We start from the raw sequence: 20,417 nt of genomic DNA on the forward strand, positions 1-20,417 counted from the left end.
CTATGCTATTTAAAGACATGATTTATTAAGGGAAATGGTATGAGCAGACTGGTGCTGGCTATCGATGACGACAAGTTAGTGCATAAGATCATCGAAGACGCGTTGGCTGAAAGCTGTAAATTGATCCGAGCTAAAAATGGTGATGAAGGATTGCGGTTAGCCCTTAAATATCAACCCGATATTATTCTTCTTGATGTAGAAATGCCTGGCATGAACGGCTTTGAAGTATGTGAAAAGCTAAAAAAAGCGTCACAAACCAAAGAAATTCCAGTGATGTTTCTTTCTTCTCGCACAGATATCTCTGAGCGTATGCGTGGTTATAACTCTGGTGCTGCAGACTACATAGTAAAACCTTTTAACCGAGAAGAGTTGCTTGCCAGAATCAATGTACTTGATGACTATCGCCAAGTGTCTCAGCGTCTTAAACAAGATATGGAGCAAGCGCAGATAACTGCTGAAATCGCCATGACAGACTCCGGCGATATGGGTCGGATTATGCGCTATGTTGGCCAGTCGTATCACGCCCATGATCTAGAAAGTTTATCGAGCTTTTTCTTCGAATTCTTTGTGCCTTTACAGCTAGAAGTCGCGGTCGCATTTTGGCATCAACAAGGTGAGGTGTTTAAATCTGCTGAAGGTGCTATTCAGCCAATTGAGCAAGAGTTATTAGAGCAAAATCGTGAAGGTAGTCGTTTTGTCGACTTTGGCCGTCGTACCATTATTAACTACCCGAAGGTCTCCTTACTGATTAAGAATATGCCGACCGAAGATCCTGGTATGTACGGTCGTTACAAAGACTTGCTACCACATATTTTGGAGGCGACGAATGCCAAAATTCAAGATATGGAAGAGAGCGAGCAAGCAATCGAGCAAGTAGAACACATAGGCCAGGTATGTGATGACATTGTGCAACAATTGGTATTTTTAGATATGCATCACAGCACACAATCAGAAAACTTTGAGCAGTTATTGCAGTCTGCACAAATCGAAAATACAGAGCAACTAAAAGCGTTTTCACAACATTTTGCTTTTATGAATGAAGAGATTGATGTCATTAAACAAAAGCTTGCTTTGATCACTGAAACGCGAGAAGCACTTCATACCAGTCTTAATAAGTTGAGTCAGCCTTGGAGTGAAGAGCAGGTTGCCTCTCAAGATGATATTGAGCTCTTTTAATCCTCTCCTATTAATTAAGTATTATTGAGGATTGGTATAAATAAGCGTTTCAACGTTATAATGGGCAAGCTGTTCTATAAGGAGTTTGCCCTTGCTAATCCATACCCCCTATCCTGAAAACCGTCCTTACCTTGATGAAATAGAAAAACGCTTCGAATTAGCCAAATGGGCAGAGCAGTGTAATAGCGATGGTGTGTCAAATAAAAGCTTGTTTAAGTTGCGGTTTGATGAGCATGGACTACAACTATTTAAAAGTGATGAACCAAAGCTAGGTGCCATTCAAGTTGACTTTGTAACTGGGGCCAGCGCACACCGACGTAAATTTGGCGGTGGCAAAGGTCAAGCAATTGCTAAAGCTGTGGGACTAAACAAAGGTGCGATACCGCATGTACTTGATGCGACTGCAGGTTTAGGTCGTGATGCCTTTGTATTAGCTGCGCTAGGTTGCAAAGTAACCATGCATGAACGTCACCCTGTGGTTGCAGCATTACTCTATGATGGCCTACAACGAGCTTACCAAGATACTGAAATAGGTGAGTGGATGAAGGCGCAAGTGGATATGGCGTTTGGTTCTAGCCATGACTTATTAAATAGCACAGAAGTTAAACCTGATGTGGTTTATCTTGATCCTATGTTTCCACATAGAGAAAAGTCGGCACTTGTGAAAAAAGAAATGCGTGTGTTCCAATCTTTAGTGGGAGACGATCACGATGCAGATGCATTACTACCCTTTGCTATGCAATTGGCGAGTAAACGCGTTGCCGTGAAACGCCCTGACTACGCGCCATTCCTCGATGAGCAAAAGCCGAGTATGCAAATCACCACTAAGAAAAACCGTTTTGATGTCTATGTAAAAGCAGCCATGAAGTAGAGCAGAGACTCTAAGTGGTGTAGGTAAAAAGTATGCTTTTTACCCTTCTGCATTCTTGTTGAACAAATTACATCAAACTGTCATAAAAGAGTAATACGCTAGCGCCGAAATTTGAAACAAAGGGGGTGTTATGCGTGTTTCTGCTTTTACTCGATGGCTAGCAATTTTGCTAACGTCGGCAAGTTTATTTTTGGCTGGCGTGTTGTTTTGGGCGTCGAATTTATTAAATACGCTAGATCAGCAGAACACTGGATATAACCAACTTAAAAATACTGTGCTGGTGGAGCTATCAGGTAGCGTTGAAAGCTATCTTAGCAGCGGCGATAGTCAGTATTTAACTGAGTCTTCAGACGTTATCAAAAAGCTCAAACAAGCATATATTGGTCAATTACCTGATGTATTGGCTGCGACCATGAGCAAAAAGCTTGATGCATTAGATGCAGACATTAACGGAAAGTATCGTGCAATAGGTAAATTGTCTGGCAATGAAATGGCACTACTCGATAATGCTCTGAGACAAATGAGTGGCTCAGCATCATCTTTAATTAGTTATGCATCTAAAGCAGGTGACAGTCCTGTCAAAAAACAATATTACGCGTTAGCGTCTGATTACTTCCAAGCTGTCAACCAACTGAGTATTTTTACCTACCACTTATCAATTAATCCGGATGCAAATACGCAAACGAGCCTACAAAACACTATTTCGACTTTGCAATCCATCGCCAATAAAATCGAACGTTTAGAAAACCTAGGAGTTATGAGCGAAGTCGATGAAGATGCATTGTTTTTTGGCGAAGAAGCAGAAGACTTAGCCGATGAAATCAAATCAGAGCTTTCTAGTTGGGCGAATCGTTTTGGCAAAGACGTACAAAATACCTTTGCGCAATCACAATCTCGCCAATCGGGTACAAAAGCACTTCGAGCAGATATTCAGACGATTATTGATATTGTGCTATCGGCTGAAAGTGACTTAAAAGCCAGTCAAGACGATTTAAAATTGAATGTTTTGGTATTATTCAGTGTGGCAATTGGTTTGTTAATTTTACTCGCTGCAGGTGTTTACTTTGTGCAGCTAAACCAAGTGCTTAATCCATTGCGACAGCTTAGAGATGGTTTTGCTGATTTGATCAATTCAAATGAAATGAAACAAATTCATAGTAAAAACCCAGATACGGAAGTGGGTGAGATAGCAGGTTACTTTAATCAGCTCATTCAGCGCCAACAACTAGAAGCGCAAGAGCGCCAAGAAATGCTGACATTAGTAAATGAGTTTATGGCCCAGATGAGCGAAAATCTGTCACAGATCAGTCAGCAATCTGAAAACACTTATAATCAAGTCGAGCAAACCCAGGGGCTACTGCACAATATTCGAGATTTAGGCGAGCAAGCCAACGATATTAATACCCAGGTTTCTGATAATGCCAATGGTACTTTTGAAGCCATGTCACACAGTGTGCAATTTGCCGATGCCATGTTAGAGGCGAGCTCTTCTACGGAGCAGCGTGTAGAGCAAGGACAAGATAGCTTAAATGAATTATTAAAGGGTGTATCAGATGTAGGCACTGTGGTTGAAATGATCCGTACCATTGCGGAGCAAACTAATTTATTAGCACTAAATGCAGCCATAGAGTCGGCGCGAGCGGGCGAGCACGGCCGTGGCTTTGCGGTGGTTGCCGATGAAGTGAGAAAGCTGGCGCAGCAAACGCAAGACTCTCTGTCTGATATTCATCAACAGTTAAATACCTTAGGCGAAAACTCTAAGAAAGTATCGGAGCAAATGGGTGCACTCTCACAAGACGCGCAAGCGCAGACTGAACATGCGCAAGAGTTAAAACGTAATTCTGAAGGGGTGGCAGAAAGTGCTCAGACGGCCAATCAAGTAGCGAGCCATGCCATGGAGCTCGCACAACAGCAAAGTGGTTTGGTGGATGATTTCAGTCAAGCTATGTTGAGTATGAAAGACCAAGTAAATAGTTCTAGCCAGCAAGTGAGTGAGATCCAGTTGAAGTTACAGCAGCAAATGCTACAAGTGAGGCAAAGTCTCGGTTTGTCATAAAAAAGCGCGATGTAAAATCGCGCCTACAATCTGGGTGTGTGGTAGGTCGTGGCTTTAGTCCGACAAAAGCAACTCAGAGCAAAAAAATTCTGTCGCCATAAATGGCGACCTACATCGTACATATTAATTTGACCTGTAGGTCGTGGCTTTAGCCCGACAAAAACAGCTCAGAGCTAAATCTTGTCGTAATAAATGATGACCTAGGCTAACTGCACTTTATTCAGCACCACTCCAGATTTTTGCATGGTCTTTTCTATTTGCTCAATGGTCATAGGGTCACGACTTACGCCAGATTGGAACCAATTAAGTGTTTGCGCGCTATACCTGAGCTTAGGCGTGTTATTCAATACACTATGCAAGTAGTTTTCAGCGAATAATTGATGGCTTGTGATATCATTTGAGATAGCCAGCATACCCGGATGAACATGATGCATGTGTACACCTGATTCAGGGGACTGTGCAATAAATCGAGAGGCATTGTAAGCGAGTAAACGTACCTTATTTGAGATGGTTTCTTGTATGTCGCGCATCGCAAATAAGTCATAAAGCCGATTACGATATTTCTCTATAGATTTTGGCTCAAATAATACGTTAGCTAATCCATTTTGCGGGGAATGAATCACTCCTTCTGTATCAGTAAGCTGATCTAAAAATAGAACATGATCGGCTTGCCTTGCCTGCGCTAGTACTTTCACATCTGGTAACGCTTTGGGCATAGTCAGAGTCGACCAGTTACTATTATTAGCAACATTCACAAGTTGCGCTTTATGAAATTGCTTATCTGTTTGAGGGTCTGCAATCGCTTTAAGCAGTGGTGAATTACTCGCTAGCCCCTCTGGTGCATTATAGGCAATAGTAATGTGTTTTCTGTTGATGCCTTTTGATTGTAAGCGTGTCAAACAAGCGTTGACTAATTTATGATCAACAGTGTAGGGGAATGCTTTTTCACTCACTTGCCCTAAGATAATGAGTACTTTATCTGTTTCAGATTGTTTGAAATTAAGCGCATCCGTTAGTTGGTTGAAGAGCATATTGGTTTGTGCTTGCTCCAATAGCCCTGCATTTTTTAATTGTGCGGTGGCAACCGCGCCATTGTGATTGTTAAACACGTTGTCGAGTGCAAAGCTGGGCATACTGCTGGCTAACAACCCCATTCCTGCACCGGTGCCTTTTAAGAAAGCACGTCTTGATAGTCCTTTGTTATTTGATGGTTCCATAATATTTAAACCTTTTCGTAAATACTGAGATATTCCGGTAGCATAGTGCTTTCTTCGAGCGGAATAACCTTGTGCACTTTGTAGCCATAGACCGCCATTTCTCTATGCCATGCATCTAAAGATTGCAGTCTATTTCTATGCGTTTGCGCGCTCTGCCAAGAGCGACCATGTAGCAAGTTTTGCCAATCATTAAATACCGAGACCAGATGTTTCTGTGCGGTGTGTTGCACGTCGAATATCGGCATGATTAACTTGCCACCAGAGGGCATGCGCTGCTTTATATTGAGCATCATGTGAGTAAACTCATTGCTTGAATAGCTATGAGGGCCATTATAAATAGCGGCTAACTCAGCCTTAGGCGCATTTATATGACTTGCTTGAGTGAATAGCTCTGTTGGATGAATTACTCCAGTGAAATCCGCTCGTGGCAATGGTGTATATTGCTCGCTTAAGGTGTGCGTCATGGTATAAGTTGCACCATTAAAAAATGGCAAGTGGTTGATGGGATCAAACTCACTATTGGGCAGGCCAAAGCTGATATACCCAGAGAAACGTTGATGCTGGATTAACTCCGTTAAATATTGGCTGAAGCGCACTTGCTGATCTTGCAAACGATGCATATTAAGCAACTGTATATTGAGGTTACTGCTGGCTAGAATAGCCGACAAACGCTGGTATATCAGCGCTTCATCTTGCATGTTTGCCGCACACTTTAATGCTTGAGTGTGTATTTCAGCGTCTTGGTATAAGTGCAGTTGCTTTGCTAATAACGCCGTTAAGTCATTAAATAAATACTTATTTAAATACAACGCATGGTAGCTATTTGATTCATTAAGCAAGGCCCTTATCCAAGGCGAAGCAAACGCATCAAGACTAGTTAATCCGGCAGCAGCAAAACCGCTTTTTAAAAAAGCGCGTCGCGACAATGTCATCCTTTTACCCTTGTGTTAACGTGGCCGGTATGATGTTTTACCGGCCGGTTTTGATTAAATACCTAAAAAGGCGCGGTTTTCAGCTGGGAGATCTTTAATTGGGATCTGTGCTGCAATCACACAAGGTTGATCATCGCGGGCATGCGCATGTTGCAGTGCACCGAGTAGATCTTCATAGGTATTTACTCGAAGGCCAATGCCGCCGTTGTAAACATGCGGCATATTTTCGTACTTCCAACCGTTGAGCATCACGTAATCTAATGGTGCTTTACCAGGCTCAGTAAAGAACGAACCGTCAATTAAGAACTGCTCTATCGCATAGGATCCATTATCAACAATGACAATAATGGCTGGGATATTGTTTTGTACAAACGATGAGAATGCCTGTGACACCATTTGAAATCCACCGTCACCAGTTACAATCAGCGGTCGTTTGCCCGTTGCAAAATAACTACCAATGGCGGCGGGAGTGCCCTGGCCAATTGAAAGCCAAATCGGGTTTGCTAAGAAGCATTGTGTATCGGTCACAGGTATATCCGCGCCCGGGAAGCTTGCCAAACAGGTATCTAAACTAATGTAATAAGGCGCATGGGTGTTATTTAAGAAATCCCCGATGGCGGCAAAAATACCATCATGCCCCAAAGTGCCTGAATATGGATCGCTGGCAAATTTGCTTTGCCATTGCTCTCGGCGTTGCTGATAACTTAATCCGGCGACACTGGGTACGGTGTTGCCTTGTGAGTTAAGGTTTGGCAACATATTGATGGCTTCTATTGCAGCGCCCAAAGAGAGTTTTGGTAGTACATGGCTGCCTACCATGGCTTTATTAAATGCCACACGGATCAGCTTCTCTTTCAGTGAGATAACCATATAACGGTGATCAATGCCAAACAAACAACCAAGTGCAATCACACAGTCAGATGATTCAACACCCTGTGTTATGGTTGAAGGAGCTAAATCACTGTCATACACACCGCAAAACAGAGGGTGTGATTCACTTACTAAAGACTTAGACAGTAAGGTGGTATAGAAAGGCAGTCCCTGAGATTCAACAAATTGCATTGCCTCATCAATTAGACCAAATCTAACTAGTTCAGCACCCAATAACACCACAGGCTTTTGGGCATGCGCTAGTCTGTCTTCAAGGGCGCGGACAAACTGTTGCTTACCAGCAGTGTGGCGTTTTGCTGAATAGCTTAAGTTCGCAGAGAAGTGACCAATCGGCTTTTTCCACAAATCTTGAGGGATCTCGATATACACAGGACCAGATTGCTCTAACGCAGTGATCAGCAAAGCATCTATTCTATCTGCAGCACCGTCTAATTCACGGATCTCTTCAGCGGCGAGCGTCAGCTCTTTGAACACGTGTAAATCGGTTTTACCAAACCCCGTTGAGTGCGAGAATAACACATCGTATTCGGCCTCAAGGCTTAAGTCTTTATCGGTTGGACCGCCGTTGATCACCGCCAGAGGCACGCGCTCTGTTAATGCACTGGCAATGCCGTTGGCCATACTTAACGTACCTACACCATACGCAACTGAAACAGCACCTAACGCGCCTTGTCGGCCATACCCGTCTGCGGCATAACCTGCTTCTAGTTCATTTACGGTATTGATGAAGTGCATGTCTGGATCGGCAACTAAGCTGTCGATAAAATCTGAACATGATGTACCCGGCACACCAAAAACATGGTGACACCCTAACTGTTTAAGTCTGAGTGTAATAAACTCAGCGACTGTATAAGACATGATATTTCCTTATTACCAAAACTTATCTTTGGCTTACTACTTTAATTGGTAAAAAATTTAAGCGTGTTTGTGAATGTATTGCACGGCCTCAAGCGCTGAGACTAACGCGCCTTGGATCCAAGAGTGATAAACAGAGCAATGCTCACCCGCGAAACATAAGCGCTGTTCAGGTTCACGCATGAGTGCATAATAATCTTGATGATCTCTGGGGTTGAAAAAAGCATAGGCACCCGCTGAGTGAGTATGGTTACTCCAGCTCCATCGCAAGACACTTAAAATGTCATCTCGTGTGATATAGGGGTGTACTTTTTTCAGCTCGGTGTAAATCAGCTCTTTTAGCTCGAAGTTATTGAGCGTATCAACACGACGTGCGTGTTGCCCCCAGGTATAAGAGGCGAGTAGATAACTTGCCGAGTTTGATACCAAAGTATCTTTGGCGATGGCATTATCAGCTGGATACCAAGTGTGTCCTAGGCCGACATCATAGATGGTGCTACCACCATAGATCCCTTCTTTAAGCTCCCAAAAACGATTTTTTGTTCTGATCAACACTTTAGTGGCTGAATCATAGTGCACTTGTGCAAATGCGCGCGCTTTCTTTGGGTTTATGCTGTTATGAAAGTCGATTTTGCCCAATACGCCAAAAGGCAACGTACAAATAGCATAATCAGATTCTATGGTGTGTTTGCTTCTATCTCTCGACTGGTAACACACAGATACTTTATCGGCTTGATTGTTAATATCGACGACTTTGGCACCAGCCAGAAAATTAACTTTACCTGCAATACTTTGATAAAGACGTTGTGCGAGTAAATCTGTACCGCCGACGATTTCGTCAAAGCCTTCAAACCAAACTCGCTCAAGTTGCTCGCGCAAATGTTCTGAAAAAGCAGTATGTAGTAAGGTCGAAACCCCATAAATTGACGAGACATACTCAAGGGCTTCTGAGCTTAATCCCGCTTGTTTAAAAGCATCTTTTAGTGACATAGCATCGAGTGTTTTCAGTTTGTCAGTACTTAACTCTTTGTCATATAGGGACAGTTTTTCTTTATCCGATAAAGCATTGAGTACTTCAGTGACGGCAAGATCCCACATATCATCTACGCTCATGTTGCGCTCTTTAGGGGTCAGATCGAAGGCCTGTTTTAAGCGTTCAAAACCTTCAGCACTCCGAGCCACTTTTTGGCCGCGGATCATCGCGTGGGCTCTGGCATTATCCTGTACAAATGGTCTCAACTTTAAGCCCATTTCAGCGATGTAATGACGTGATAGCTGATGATGTGTTGGAATACGCATCGCGCCTAATTCGGCATAAAGCGTATCAGATTCTCGTAAGGTTCTAACGCGACCACCGATATGGCCAGGATCAGACTCAATGATGGTCACCTTTGCACCGAGTCTTAGTAACTCGTAGGCGCTGGTTAATCCCGCAATACCACCACCCACAATAGTAACAGAAGGCGTTTTCGGTAAACTTTGGGCAGCAAGTGCCCTGACACTTTTCAATAGCGCCATAGGCTTGCCACTATGGGCAAGAGTATTATTCATCATTAAAAAGTCCTTTTAACGATTGATTAAGTTTATTTAAAAATTAAAGTGTTAACGCTGATTTAATTGCATCTGCCAAAGCCACAGGTTGCGTGATCATAGGCAAATGACCAGACGTAATACTGTAAGTTTTTGTCGCACCTATAGATTGAGCAATCTTTTGTTGTGTCGCATAAGAGATGATTTTATCTTCTTTCGCAAACACATAGGCTTTTGGAATTGCGTCTAACTTAGTTTTGTTTAAGTACACTTTGCCTTCGCCCGTGACAGCAGGTTCATCGACAGATTGTGACCAAACTTTTGCCTTAAGAGAATGAGATTGGGTGTTGGTAAATGACGCAACATATTCAGCTTGGTTGGTGATTTTCATCCAGCCATCTTTATAGGTGACGCCTTTGAAGTAATTGTTTTCATCGTCTTTGTTTAGCAGTGCAAAAGGTTTAGCGCCTTCGATAGGCGCAACGGCACTGACATAGATTAAGTTACTGATCTCAGCCTTATTGCATGATGCGAGCGCTTCGTGAGCAACCGCGCCACCTTGACTGTGCATAACCCAAACCTGAGGCTGAGGTAGTGCATTAGTTCGCTCACACAGTGCCTTTGCCGCGTGATTTAAGGTAATGCTTGATGGCGTAACAGTATTATCACGTCCGGGTAAATCTAGAATATGTGATGCAATTTGTGCACTTTCCAGTTCAGTTGCAACAGGCTGCCAAGCAGAGCCACGCAAATGTGCGCCATGAATAAATACCACAGTGGCAGCAGCTTGCTCAGCGCTTAGAGCAGCCGCAGAAAGCGGTGTTGAGTCTGAAGAAATACTATTACAAGCCACTAAACTGGCTGTGGTACAAAAAGCGATAAAGGTATTTTTTAACTTCATCCTAAGTCCTTCCTAATTCTGTAAGTAAAAAACGCGGGCATCTTAGCAATAAAAAATACGAAAAATAACAGTATAAAAAATAGGGACTTTTGCTTTTTAACTGCGTTAATCGAAAAAACTCAAAAATCTTTTAGAGTTGCCGTAAAAGTTAAGAATTTTTATGCTAAACAGCAGGTTAACTATTCTATGACCGTATGGCGTGAAGGTATTATACTTTTGTCGAATAAAAATAATTATTGTTTCTTGTAGTCGAACGGACTGTTTTCTTTTTACTCAAAAAGGCCTGCAATAATGTAAATATTGCGAGAGTAAGTGCACAGTTATGATTATTTATTATCTGTCAAATTAACCTTTATCTTTCTCCCACTATTGAAATATGCAGTCTTAACGAGTTTTCTTATTGGGCACTGTTGATGGGAGTTAAATAGTTTTTTATAAAATAATTTATTTTAAATCTCCCATTAGGTGGTATCTGTATGCAATTTTCAGTTTATTGCACACCGCAGGTATCTTTGCGTCTAATTTAGTTAAGTGCTTATTTTGACTGTTGCTTGAATTGACTTGGTGTTAATTGAGTATGTTTTTTAAACGCACTATAAAACGCTGATTTAGAATTAAAGCCTACTTGCATAGCGATATCTAAAACCGTTAGTTCTGACTCTAATAGCAGCTTTTGTGCAGCCACAATGCGTTTATGATTCACGTAATCAAAAAAGTTAGTCGCTAAGGTTTCATTTAGTGTTTGAGAAATATAATTAGGCGACGTATGAATGTGTTTGGCAAGTTTTGGTAAAGAGAGGTTTGCATCTAAGTAAAGCTGCTCTGAGGTCATCGCCGCTTCCATTTTCTGTGCGATGTTTTCTGCCATCTCAGCAGTGAGAGCTGAGCGTTTGTATTTCTCAGAAGAAACATTTTCAGATTCTTTAACTTGGCTATTTTCATTATCCAAAGCAAAAGACGCTTGATGTTCAACATCGATCGACTCGGTAGAAAATAATTCTTCAAAGCCCGGTTTTTGTCTCAAGCCCCAAGTGGCGACAAAGCAAACCGGAATGAGCAAAACAAATTGAAAGATATCTTGTGTAAATTCACTGGCGATAAACAAATTATCGAGTAATAAATTGATTGCAGAGAAAGCCCAAGCAATGCCTACAAACAGCAGTAAACCACTTAGCCATCTGATCTCTTTGGCTTCGGTCGAAGCAAATACCTGTTTCAATTGGTTTCTATAGTGCTGTAGACGCTTGATGATTTTAATTAGGTAAAACGCTGATTGTGCAATCCAGCCCAACACCAGAAAAAAAGTGGCGATCAGCAATCCGTAGACGAAGTTTCTAAACAGTGCCGATGTCTGTTCGAGTATTGCCATGTCACCCTTACCAAGCAGATTGTAATGAATCTCAGCGGGTAGCAAAAAGGTGATAAGGCTAATCAATAACCCAAGCCCAGGTAGAACTAAATGCCTTATATCGGCTTTTTCAAATCGCCAAGGTGCATTGTGTGTTAAGCCTTTTACATATAGCCAAAAGCAGGGCGCAATCAGTAATAAAGCGGGTAATGCCAGCGTTAAGGTTGAAAGCTGTAAAGCGGGCGCGAGGACTTTTAGACTTGGCTGACAAATGACAATCGCGATGCCAATAAAGCTCAAAGCGAGCGGAAAATAAGTGTGGTTTTTGTCGGCTCGAACAACCAGTAAGTTTGCGCTAAAGAATAACACGCTCAAAGTCGCAATATTAATTGCCAGTAAATTTAAATCAGCAGCTGGCATATAAATAACCCTTTTTTATTCTTACTTTACAGTTGGTTAGTTGTATGTTTATGGTGTTCTATTTCTCAGGCCTATTTAAATTAAGGTCCTCTATAGAGTCTTAATCAATAGGACAGAACGACACACTAGCATTGATATTACAAGATTGTCTCAAGCAAAACGACAAACAAGGCAATGTTATGAACTTAATCACTGCAAATAAAAATCAAAGAGACTCACAGCTAGTAGACCCAAACTGTGTGGCCGCGTCATCATCAAGTAATCACAAAAAAAGTCCAAGCAATTGGAAAGTAGTCAGCCTGTTATTCTTTTTAATTGGCCTGCCCGCTATACCTGCAATTTTTATTGTGGCGCTGGTGTTACTCGGCCCAGGTGCAATTGCGGAGGCATCAGGTTTGATTAATGCCCGTTACTTTGAACTCCCAACAGCAATTTTGGTACATGGGGTAAGCGGCATTGTTTTCTTCTTTTCATTACCCACTCAGTTCTCAACTCGATTACGCGTAACTCGACCTAAGATGCACAGAGTGATGGGGCGTTTGGCCGTTATGTCTGCATGCGTCATGGCAATATCTGGTGTGTGGATGCACCTAGTATTTTCAACAACAGACTTAGGTGCACGTTTTATATCCTTGGTGATTGTCGCTATCGCCATTTGTATTAGCTTCAGTATAGCTATTGTGTTTGCAATGAAGAAAAACATCACTGCCCATAAAGTATGGATGACGCGCGCTGTCGCAGTGACTTTAGCAGTAGTGACACCACTATTTTTAGAAGTAATTTTAAGTTTGTTTATCGATGTTGCGAGCCTGGTGGGAGAGCTAGCTATTAGTGTTTTACACGACTATGACCGTTTGATTGGGTTAGTTTTAAATGTGCTGGTGGTAGAGGTGTGTATGAGAAAGCAACGTGTTGAAGAAAGCGCTAATGAATCAAATTTGCATGTTAAAGTTTAAGTAATTTTGTTTAAAGGTACTCAATAAAAAACCGCCAAAAGGCGGTTTTTCAAAGCAGGTAAAATATCGGCTTATTACTCAATATTCTGGATCTGCTCGCGCATCTGTTCAATTAATACTTTAAGTTCAACCGCTGCATTGGTGATCTCTGTGTTGATTGATTTTGAAGCTAGGGTGTTTGATTCACGGTTAAATTCTTGCATCATAAAGTCTAAGCGACGGCCACATGCGCCTCCTTTCTTTAGGATTTTGTTTGTTTCTTTCACGTGAGACTTTAAACGGTCTAGCTCTTCAGCGACGTCTTGTTTTTGCGCAAGGTAAATAAGTTCTTGCTCAAGGCGGCCTTCGTCGATATCTGTTTTAAGTTCATCTAAACGGCTAGTTAGCTTGTCGCGTTGCCATTTAGCCACTTCTGGCATATGACCTTCAACAATCGCTACTTGCTCGATGATGGCATCGAGACGTGTCGTGATCATGGCTTCAAGGTTTTCACCTTCACTTGCACGCGCCGCTTTGAAATCTTCAACGAGTATATCAAAACCAGCAAGTAGCTCGCTGTTTACTGTGTCTAAATCGATTTCTTCGGCTTCCATCACGCCCGGCCAACGTAAAATATCAACTGGGTTAATGGTACTTACTGCTTGGTCACCATTGCTTTGTGATTGAACCCACTGGGCGCTTTTAATTAACTGCTGTGCCAAAGTCTCGTTGATAGACAATTCGCCAACATGGGCTGGGTTGGCTGCAAACTTTAAGAATACTTCAACCTTGCCGCGTTGTAGGTGCTTGCGAAGGCGTTCGCGTATTACCGGCTCCATACCGCGAAATTGTTCAGGTGCTCGGATAAAGGTTTCTAGGTAACGCTGATTAACTGAGCGGATTTCCCAAACCCCTGTGCCCCATTCACCTTTAACTTCTCGGCGTGCGTAGGCGGTCATACTGTGGATCATGTAAAGATTCCTAAAATCATAAAATTAAAACCGATGGCATTATAGCTACAGGGCAGGCCAGTTTGAAGTGCAATTTCTGCCCAGTCACAAAATCATCATTTTTGTTGAGAGTAAGTTATAGCTCGAATTAACACAAATGTCCGTGGCAAGATAACGCATGACCCTTTATAATATTGAAAATTTTGAATATAGGGGAACGTGGATGCGTCCAAGTGAAAGAACAGCAAATCAAATTAGGCCTGTGACCTTTACCCGTAACTATACTATGCACGCCGAAGGCTCTGTGCTGGTTGAGTTCGGAAACACAAAAGTACTTTGTACAGCAACGGTTGAAGCCGGTGTACCTCGCTTTATGAAAGGCCAAGGTAAAGGTTGGATCACAGCTGAATACGGTATGTTGCCACGTTCTACTCATACGCGTAATAACCGCGAAGCTGCGAAAGGCAAGCAAGGCGGCCGCACAATGGAAATTCAACGCTTAATCGCGCGCGCGCTTCGTGCTGCGGTTGATTTAAAAGCGCTTGGAGAAAACACCATTACAATTGATTGTGATGTACTTCAGGCTGACGGTGGTACGCGTACGGCGTCGATTAGCGGTGCATGTGTGGCATTGGTAGATGCGCTGACTAACATGCGTGCGAAAGGCATGATCAACAATAACCCGCTGAAGTTTATGATTGCAGCAATTTCTGTGGGTGTTTACAAAGGCCAAGCGATTTCTGACCTTGAATACCTAGAAGATTCAGAAGCTGAAACTGATATGAATGTGATCATGACAGAAACAGGCAAGCTGATTGAAGTACAAGGTACTGCTGAGGGCGAACCGTTCTCATTTGAAGAATTAGATGAGCTGTTAGGTTTGGCGAAGCATTCAATTCGCGAAATCATCGATATTCAAAAACAAGCATTGGCATAATTTAAATAGGGTTAAGTTGACATGAAAGCATATCAAAAAGAGTTTATTGAATTTGCTCTAGAAAAGCAGGTATTAAAGTTTGGTGAGTTCACTTTAAAATCTGGCCGTACTAGCCCTTATTTCTTTAACGCGGGTCTGTTTAACACAGGTCGTGATCTGGCACGCTTAGGTCGTTTTTATGCAGCAGCTCTAGAAGATGCAGGCATTGAGTACGACTTACTATTTGGCCCAGCGTACAAAGGTATTCCAATTGCAACAACGACTGCAGTTGCACTGGCTGATCACTACAACAAAGACGTACCGTATTGCTTTAACCGTAAAGAAGCAAAAACCCACGGTGAAGGCGGTAGCTTAGTAGGTTCTCCACTTGAAGGTCGTATCATGTTAGTTGATGACGTGATCACAGCGGGTACTGCAATTCGTGAATCAATGGAAATCATTGCCGCGGCAGGTGCTGACCTTTCAGGTGTTTTAATTGCCCTAGACCGTCAGGAAAAAGGTAAAGCTGAATTATCTGCAATTCAAGAAGTTGAACGTGATTTTGCTACACAAGTGGTATCAATCGTGAAACTTGCTGATTTAATTACTTACCTAGAAGAGCAAGGCTCAATGGGCGAGCATTTAGAAGCAGTTAAGGCGTACCGCGACCAGTACGGCGTAGCCTAATACTCGTCGTCTTTCGTCTCGTACGGGTGTTGGCTTCACATATATCGCCCAATCACATAGGAAACCTATGCTCATGGGTCTCATATGTTTGCCGCCTACGTACAATACGAAATACTTAGAGTTTGAACCTGTTCTATGTGCTGTTATAAATGCGTTTTTTTAAGAGAATAGGTACAAATATAAGATAGAAGATGCCAGTCTAAGACTGGCATTTTTTTTATATATTCAGCCCATATTTAATCAGTATTGATATAACACCTGTTTCTGTAATTAATTCGCACAATAATGGTGATTTCCGTTAATATGGCAAACCATATATTCTTCACCCAAGGTCTTGGTTTATGAGCAACAACAATAATAAACACATTCATATTTTAGGTATTTGCGGCACATTTATGGGCGGCATTGCGGCCATTGCTCAGTCTTTGGGTTATAAAGTGACAGGCTCAGACCAAAACGTTTATCCACCTATGAGTACTCAGCTTGAAGAATTGGGTATTGAGCTCACTCAAGGTTACGATCCTAAACAGCTAGACCCTGCGCCAGATATGGTGGTGATTGGCAATGCCATGAGTCGAGGTAATGCATGCGTTGAGTATGTGTTAGAGAAAGGGTTAAATTACACCTCAGGCCCTGAGTGGCTGAAGAATCATTTACTGCGTGACAGTTGGGTGCTTGCTGTGGCGGGCACACATGGTAAAACCACAACGGCGAGTATGTTAGCCTGGGTTTTAGAATATGCAGGTTTGCGCCCTGGCTTTTTAATCGGCGGCATAGTACAAAATTTTGGAGTGTCGGCTCGCGTCAGCGATACGCCGTTTTTTGTGATTGAAGCAGACGAATACGACACAGCTTTTTTTGATAAGCGCAGTAAGTTTGTGCATTACCTGCCACGTACACTGATCATGAACAACCTTGAATTTGATCATGCCGATATCTTTGCTGATCTCAACGCCATTCAAACGCAGTTCCATCATCTTATTCGTACTTTACCCGGTAAAGGTAAAGCCATTTATCCGGCGGATGATATTGCCTTGCAAGAGGTGGTTGAACGCGGTTTCTGGAGTGAACAGGAAACTTTAAAAGGCGATTGGGATTATCACTTACTCTCAGCTGACGGCTCGCAGTTTGAAGTGCTTTTACACGGGGAAGTACAAGGGGTTGTGAATTGGGACGCAATTGGTGAGCACAATGTGAAAAATGCCATGATGACCATTGCTGCAGCACGTCATGTGGGCATTCCAGTTGAGGTGTCGATTGATGCCTTAGCTGAGTTTATATCACCAAAACGCCGCATGGAGTTGATCGGTGAAGTAGCTGGTATTCGTATTTACGACGACTTTGCACATCACCCAACGGCAATTAAAACCACTTTGGCAGGCTTAAAAGCCAAAGTAGGCAGTGATGAGGTCGTTGCTATTTTAGAGCCTCGTTCTAACACCATGAAAATGGGCGTACACAAACAAACCTTGTTGGCGTCACTTGAACAAGCTGATAAAGCGTATTTATTTGAACCTGAAGGGTTAGATTGGTCGCTGAAGGCCCAAGCCAAAGAAGCAGGGCGAGAGTGCGATAGCACGATTGAGTCTATTATTGAGAAGGTGTGTGCAAACGCACAGGCAGGTCAGCATATTCTTATCATGAGTAATGGTGGTTTTGCGGGTATCCATCAAAAATTATTGACAGCGTTGCAGGCTAAATTTAGCTAGGTTGCCAACGTCGAGCTTAAAGGTTTAAAAATGAAACACTATAAAGAGGCCATCACTCTGGCTTTTAGTGGCGCATCAGGCGCCCCCTATGGTCTTCGTCTACTCGAAGTGCTGGTGGCAATGAATTATCAAGTCTATGTGCTTATTTCGAGCGCAGCGCGCGTGGTGCTTGATACCGAATCAAATATAAAGTTGTCTGGCAATGAGCAAAAATGTACTGAGCAGTTAAGTGAATTAGTAAAAGCAGGGCCTGAGCAAGTCAAAGTTTTTGGTAAAGACAACTGGTTTAGCCCAGTGGCTTCTGGTTCAGCAGCACCGAAAAAAATGGTGGTTTGCCCGTGTAGCGCAGGTTCTGTATCGGCGATTGCGGTAGGCGCATCAGATAACTTATTAGAACGTGCGGCTGATGTGGTGATCAAAGAACGTGGACAACTTATTTTAGTGCCACGCGAAACGCCATTTAGCTCAATTCACTTAGAAAATATGCTTAAACTGAGCCAAATGGGTGTGACCATCATGCCTGCTGCACCGGGTTTTTATCATAAACCTGAATCAATCGACGATCTTGTCGACTTTATGGTGGCACGAATTTTAGACCACCTTAATATCGAACATACACTCACTAAACGTTGGGGTTATGGAGACCACAAATAACATGACCATCGCATTAAATATTCAAGGCTTACGCAAAGTCTATAAAAATGGCGTCGAGGCGGTAAAAGGCATCGACTTGCAAGTAGAGCAGGGCGATTTTTTTGCGCTGCTTGGCCCTAATGGTGCTGGTAAATCAACCACCATTGGCGTTATCTCATCATTGGTAAATAAAACCGCAGGCACAGTTGAGGTTTTTGGTCATTCAATTGATACAAAGCTTGAAGACGCGAAACAAGAGCTAGGTTTAGTGCCGCAAGAGTTTAACTTTTCTCAGTTCGAAACTTTGAACCAAATTTTAGTGAACCAAGCGGGTTACTATGGTGTGCCACGCAAACTTGCCCATGAGCGTGCCGAGAAATATTTAAAAAAGCTGGGTCTGTTCGATAAAAAAGACAAGCAAGCACGCACACTTTCGGGTGGTATGAAACGCCGCTTGATGATTGCTCGCGCGCTAATGCACGAACCTAAGTTGCTTATTTTAGATGAACCAACCGCAGGTGTAGACATTGAACTACGTCGCTCAATGTGGGATTTCTTACGTGAAATCAACGAGCAAGGGGTGACGATTATTTTGACGACTCACTATCTTGAAGAGGCGGAGTTACTGTGTAAAAACATCGCCATCATCGACCAAGGTACGATTGTTGAAAACACCACGATCAAAGCCTTACTTGCTAAGTTAGATAAAGAAACCTTCGTACTCGACTTACAGTCACCTGTGAAGCCCGTCACCTTAGAGGGTTATGAGTTCGCAATGACTGACGACCACACATTAGAGGTTGAGGTTGCAAAATCACAGGGGTTAAACGAGGTGTTTTCACAGTTATCAGTGCAAGGTAATACCGTACTGAGTATGCGAAATAAAGCTAACCGATTAGAAGAATTGTTTGTAAGTTTACTAGAGCAGGGGCGTGAAGCATGAGTTTAAGTCGTTATTCAGTCGCGTTAAAAAGTATTTGGATCAAAGAGTGTATTCGCTTTTTACGTATTTGGGTGCAAACCTTAGTGCCACCTGCAATCACTATGACCTTATATTTTGTGATCTTCGGTAGTTTGATTGGCTCGCGTATTGGCGAGATGGGCGGCTTTAGCTATATGGAGTTTATTGTTCCGGGTCTGATCATGATGTCGGTGATCACCAACTCCTATTCAAATGTGGCATCAAGCTTCTATTCGACTAAATTCCAAAAGAGCATTGAAGAGCTGTTAGTGGCGCCCGTTCCAAATTACATTATTGTGCTTGGTTACATGGGCGGCGGTATGGCCCGTGGCATGCTCGTAGGTTTAATCGTCACAATTGTGTCTTTGTTTTTCGTTGATATTCAAATTCATAATGTGTTTGTGATCATCGCCACTGTGGTACTGACATCGGCGGTTTTTGCGCTAGGAGGCCTGATTAATGCCGTTTATGCCAACAGCTTTGATGACATCAGTATTATCCCAACGTTTGTCCTGACGCCACTAACTTACTTAGGTGGAGTATTTTACTCTATCACGCTGTTGCCTGAGTTTTGGCAAGGTGTGTCGCAGGTAAATCCGATCATTTATATGGTGAATGCATTTAGATTTGGCTTTTTAGGTGTGTCTGATGTCAGCATTTACACCTCATTTTCGGTATTATTAGTGCTAATTACTGGTTTATTTATTACGGCATTGACATTAATTCGCCGTGGGATAGGGTTACGTCACTGATGAGTGAAGCAAATTCGAGAAGCATTGTTTCAAACCAACCTGGGCTACATGAAAAGCTCGATGAAATAGTACAAAAACACCTAGCGGCAGAGTTTAAAAAGCCCATTGCCGAACATACGCAAAAAGCGTTTGATGAGGTCAATGAAAAGGTTCAAGCTTTTAATGGGCCTTTGATTTTAGACTCATGCTGTGGGGTAGGTGAAAGCACCGCCAACTTAGCGAAATTGCACCCAGATGCCTTAGTGATTGGTATCGATAAGTCGTCGCACCGCTTAGATAAGCATGATGTGGAATATAAGCAAACTGAATCAGGGCACTATATTTTAGTTCAGGCTGATTTAAACGACTTTTGGCGCCTTGCGCTAGAAGCTGGTTGGCAGCCAACGCATCATTATTTGTTATATCCAAACCCTTGGCCTAAAGCCAAGCATATTGGTAGACGTTGGCACGGTGCCCCCGTCTTCCCATTTATTGTGAAGTTAGGCGGTATTTTAGAAGTGCGCTCTAATTGGGACATTTACGTTAAAGAATTCGCCCGAGCACTTGAACTAGCAGGCCACTCTGTTGAGGTTGAAGCTTATGAAAGTGATACGGCTATTACGCCGTTTGAGCGTAAATACTGGGCGAGCGGGCAATCGAGTACGCGTTTGCAATTAGACTTAACGCGCTAAAATATA

At 42.7% G+C, this 20,417-nt stretch carries 18 protein-coding genes; 11 read left to right on the forward strand and 7 right to left on the reverse strand.

Annotated elements, in window-relative coordinates:
• Positions 1-39: 39 nt before the first annotated feature.
• The 3 genes from AC1HJP_RS15865 (at position 40) to AC1HJP_RS15875 (ending at position 4,103) form a co-directional block, all read left to right on the forward strand.
• Entirely contained in the window at positions 40-1,176 is a 1,137-nt protein-coding gene (locus tag AC1HJP_RS15865; protein ID WP_480362634.1) for a response regulator, read from the forward strand.
• Positions 1,177-1,267: 91 nt separating this feature from the next.
• Positions 1,268-2,047, forward strand: a complete 780-nt coding sequence (locus tag AC1HJP_RS15870; protein WP_480362635.1) for a class I SAM-dependent methyltransferase — start codon at positions 1,268-1,270, stop codon at positions 2,045-2,047.
• Between the two features lie 130 nt (positions 2,048-2,177).
• Positions 2,178-4,103, forward strand: a complete 1,926-nt coding sequence (locus AC1HJP_RS15875) for a methyl-accepting chemotaxis protein (RefSeq protein ID WP_480362636.1) — start codon at positions 2,178-2,180, stop codon at positions 4,101-4,103.
• Between the two features lie 200 nt (positions 4,104-4,303).
• On the opposite strand, the gene AC1HJP_RS15880 is transcribed toward AC1HJP_RS15875, so the two are convergent.
• The 6 genes from AC1HJP_RS15880 to AC1HJP_RS15905 all read right to left on the reverse strand — a co-directional run bounded on the left by AC1HJP_RS15880 (position 4,304) and on the right by AC1HJP_RS15905 (position 12,197).
• Complete coding sequence (locus AC1HJP_RS15880; protein WP_480362637.1) at positions 4,304-5,320, reverse strand: hypothetical protein; 1,017 nt, start codon at positions 5,318-5,320, stop codon at positions 4,304-4,306.
• 5 nt (positions 5,321-5,325) lie between these two features.
• Positions 5,326-6,252 (reverse strand): hypothetical protein, encoded by a 927-nt coding sequence (locus AC1HJP_RS15885; RefSeq protein ID WP_480362638.1) that lies wholly within the window; start codon positions 6,250-6,252, stop codon positions 5,326-5,328.
• A gap of 54 nt (positions 6,253-6,306) precedes the next feature.
• On the reverse strand, positions 6,307-8,001 hold the full coding sequence (locus AC1HJP_RS15890; RefSeq protein ID WP_480362639.1) for a thiamine pyrophosphate-binding protein: 1,695 nt from the start codon (positions 7,999-8,001) through the stop codon (positions 6,307-6,309).
• 57 nt (positions 8,002-8,058) lie between these two features.
• Complete coding sequence (locus tag AC1HJP_RS15895; RefSeq protein ID WP_480362640.1) at positions 8,059-9,552, reverse strand: flavin monoamine oxidase family protein; 1,494 nt, start codon at positions 9,550-9,552, stop codon at positions 8,059-8,061.
• A 40-nt stretch (positions 9,553-9,592) separates the two neighbouring features.
• Complete coding sequence (locus tag AC1HJP_RS15900; protein WP_480362641.1) at positions 9,593-10,429, reverse strand: alpha/beta hydrolase; 837 nt, start codon at positions 10,427-10,429, stop codon at positions 9,593-9,595.
• A gap of 535 nt (positions 10,430-10,964) precedes the next feature.
• On the reverse strand, positions 10,965-12,197 hold the full coding sequence (locus tag AC1HJP_RS15905) for a helix-turn-helix domain-containing protein (RefSeq protein ID WP_480362642.1): 1,233 nt from the start codon (positions 12,195-12,197) through the stop codon (positions 10,965-10,967).
• 179 nt (positions 12,198-12,376) lie between these two features.
• On the opposite strand from AC1HJP_RS15905, the gene AC1HJP_RS15910 reads away from it, so the two are divergent.
• A complete protein-coding gene (locus tag AC1HJP_RS15910) occupies positions 12,377-13,153 on the forward strand; it encodes a DUF2306 domain-containing protein (RefSeq protein ID WP_480362643.1) in 777 nt (258 codons plus the stop codon).
• Positions 13,154-13,227: 74 nt separating this feature from the next.
• On the opposite strand, the gene AC1HJP_RS15915 is transcribed toward AC1HJP_RS15910, so the two are convergent.
• A complete protein-coding gene (locus tag AC1HJP_RS15915; protein WP_480362644.1) occupies positions 13,228-14,103 on the reverse strand; it encodes a YicC/YloC family endoribonuclease in 876 nt (291 codons plus the stop codon).
• Between the two features lie 202 nt (positions 14,104-14,305).
• On the opposite strand from AC1HJP_RS15915, the gene rph reads away from it, so the two are divergent.
• The 7 genes from rph (at position 14,306) to trmB (ending at position 20,411) form a co-directional block, all read left to right on the forward strand.
• Positions 14,306-15,019, forward strand: a complete 714-nt coding sequence (gene rph / locus AC1HJP_RS15920; RefSeq protein WP_058031002.1) for a ribonuclease PH — start codon at positions 14,306-14,308, stop codon at positions 15,017-15,019.
• Between the two features lie 21 nt (positions 15,020-15,040).
• Positions 15,041-15,685, forward strand: coding sequence for an orotate phosphoribosyltransferase (gene pyrE / locus AC1HJP_RS15925; RefSeq protein ID WP_480362645.1), 645 nt, complete (start codon positions 15,041-15,043; stop codon positions 15,683-15,685).
• A gap of 341 nt (positions 15,686-16,026) precedes the next feature.
• A complete protein-coding gene (gene mpl, locus AC1HJP_RS15930) occupies positions 16,027-17,394 on the forward strand; it encodes a UDP-N-acetylmuramate:L-alanyl-gamma-D-glutamyl-meso-diaminopimelate ligase (RefSeq protein WP_480362646.1) in 1,368 nt (455 codons plus the stop codon).
• Positions 17,395-17,424: 30 nt separating this feature from the next.
• On the forward strand, positions 17,425-18,048 hold the full coding sequence (locus tag AC1HJP_RS15935) for a flavin prenyltransferase UbiX (RefSeq protein ID WP_480362647.1): 624 nt from the start codon (positions 17,425-17,427) through the stop codon (positions 18,046-18,048).
• A gap of 1 nt (position 18,049) precedes the next feature.
• On the forward strand, positions 18,050-18,970 hold the full coding sequence (locus tag AC1HJP_RS15940; RefSeq protein ID WP_480362648.1) for an ABC transporter ATP-binding protein: 921 nt from the start codon (positions 18,050-18,052) through the stop codon (positions 18,968-18,970).
• Positions 18,967-19,740 carry an ABC transporter permease gene (locus tag AC1HJP_RS15945; protein WP_480362649.1) on the forward strand — a complete coding sequence of 258 codons (774 nt, stop codon included), beginning with the start codon at positions 18,967-18,969 and terminating at the stop codon, positions 19,738-19,740. The genes AC1HJP_RS15940 and AC1HJP_RS15945 overlap by 4 nt, the downstream gene beginning before the upstream one ends.
• Positions 19,740-20,411, forward strand: coding sequence for a tRNA (guanine(46)-N(7))-methyltransferase TrmB (trmB, locus tag AC1HJP_RS15950; RefSeq protein WP_480362650.1), 672 nt, complete (start codon positions 19,740-19,742; stop codon positions 20,409-20,411). The genes AC1HJP_RS15945 and trmB overlap by 1 nt, the downstream gene beginning before the upstream one ends.
• Positions 20,412-20,417: the final 6 nt, after the last annotated feature.

It is taken from the genome of Pseudoalteromonas sp. NFXS53 (assembly GCF_056629255.1).

Bases quoted from the DNA above. Each gene is read 5' to 3' on its own strand.
- AC1HJP_RS15865 (WP_480362634.1), top strand. From the start codon at position 40: ATGAGCAGACTGGTGCTGGCTATCGATGACGACAAGTTAGTGCATAAG.
- AC1HJP_RS15875 (WP_480362636.1), top strand. From the start codon at position 2,178: ATGCGTGTTTCTGCTTTTACTCGATGGCTAGCAATTTTGCTAACGTCG.
- AC1HJP_RS15880 (WP_480362637.1), bottom strand. From the start codon at position 5,320: ATGGAACCATCAAATAACAAAGGACTATCAAGACGTGCTTTCTTAAAA.
- AC1HJP_RS15885 (WP_480362638.1), bottom strand. From the start codon at position 6,252: ATGACATTGTCGCGACGCGCTTTTTTAAAAAGCGGTTTTGCTGCTGCC.
- AC1HJP_RS15890 (WP_480362639.1), bottom strand. From the start codon at position 8,001: ATGTCTTATACAGTCGCTGAGTTTATTACACTCAGACTTAAACAGTTA.
- AC1HJP_RS15895 (WP_480362640.1), bottom strand. From the start codon at position 9,552: ATGATGAATAATACTCTTGCCCATAGTGGCAAGCCTATGGCGCTATTG.
- AC1HJP_RS15900 (WP_480362641.1), bottom strand. From the start codon at position 10,429: ATGAAGTTAAAAAATACCTTTATCGCTTTTTGTACCACAGCCAGTTTA.
- AC1HJP_RS15905 (WP_480362642.1), bottom strand. From the start codon at position 12,197: ATGCCAGCTGCTGATTTAAATTTACTGGCAATTAATATTGCGACTTTG.
- AC1HJP_RS15910 (WP_480362643.1), top strand. From the start codon at position 12,377: ATGAACTTAATCACTGCAAATAAAAATCAAAGAGACTCACAGCTAGTA.
- AC1HJP_RS15915 (WP_480362644.1), bottom strand. From the start codon at position 14,103: ATGATCCACAGTATGACCGCCTACGCACGCCGAGAAGTTAAAGGTGAA.
- rph (WP_058031002.1), top strand. From the start codon at position 14,306: ATGCGTCCAAGTGAAAGAACAGCAAATCAAATTAGGCCTGTGACCTTT.
- pyrE (WP_480362645.1), top strand. From the start codon at position 15,041: ATGAAAGCATATCAAAAAGAGTTTATTGAATTTGCTCTAGAAAAGCAG.
- mpl (WP_480362646.1), top strand. From the start codon at position 16,027: ATGAGCAACAACAATAATAAACACATTCATATTTTAGGTATTTGCGGC.
- AC1HJP_RS15935 (WP_480362647.1), top strand. From the start codon at position 17,425: ATGAAACACTATAAAGAGGCCATCACTCTGGCTTTTAGTGGCGCATCA.
- AC1HJP_RS15940 (WP_480362648.1), top strand. From the start codon at position 18,050: ATGACCATCGCATTAAATATTCAAGGCTTACGCAAAGTCTATAAAAAT.
- AC1HJP_RS15945 (WP_480362649.1), top strand. From the start codon at position 18,967: ATGAGTTTAAGTCGTTATTCAGTCGCGTTAAAAAGTATTTGGATCAAA.
- trmB (WP_480362650.1), top strand. From the start codon at position 19,740: ATGAGTGAAGCAAATTCGAGAAGCATTGTTTCAAACCAACCTGGGCTA.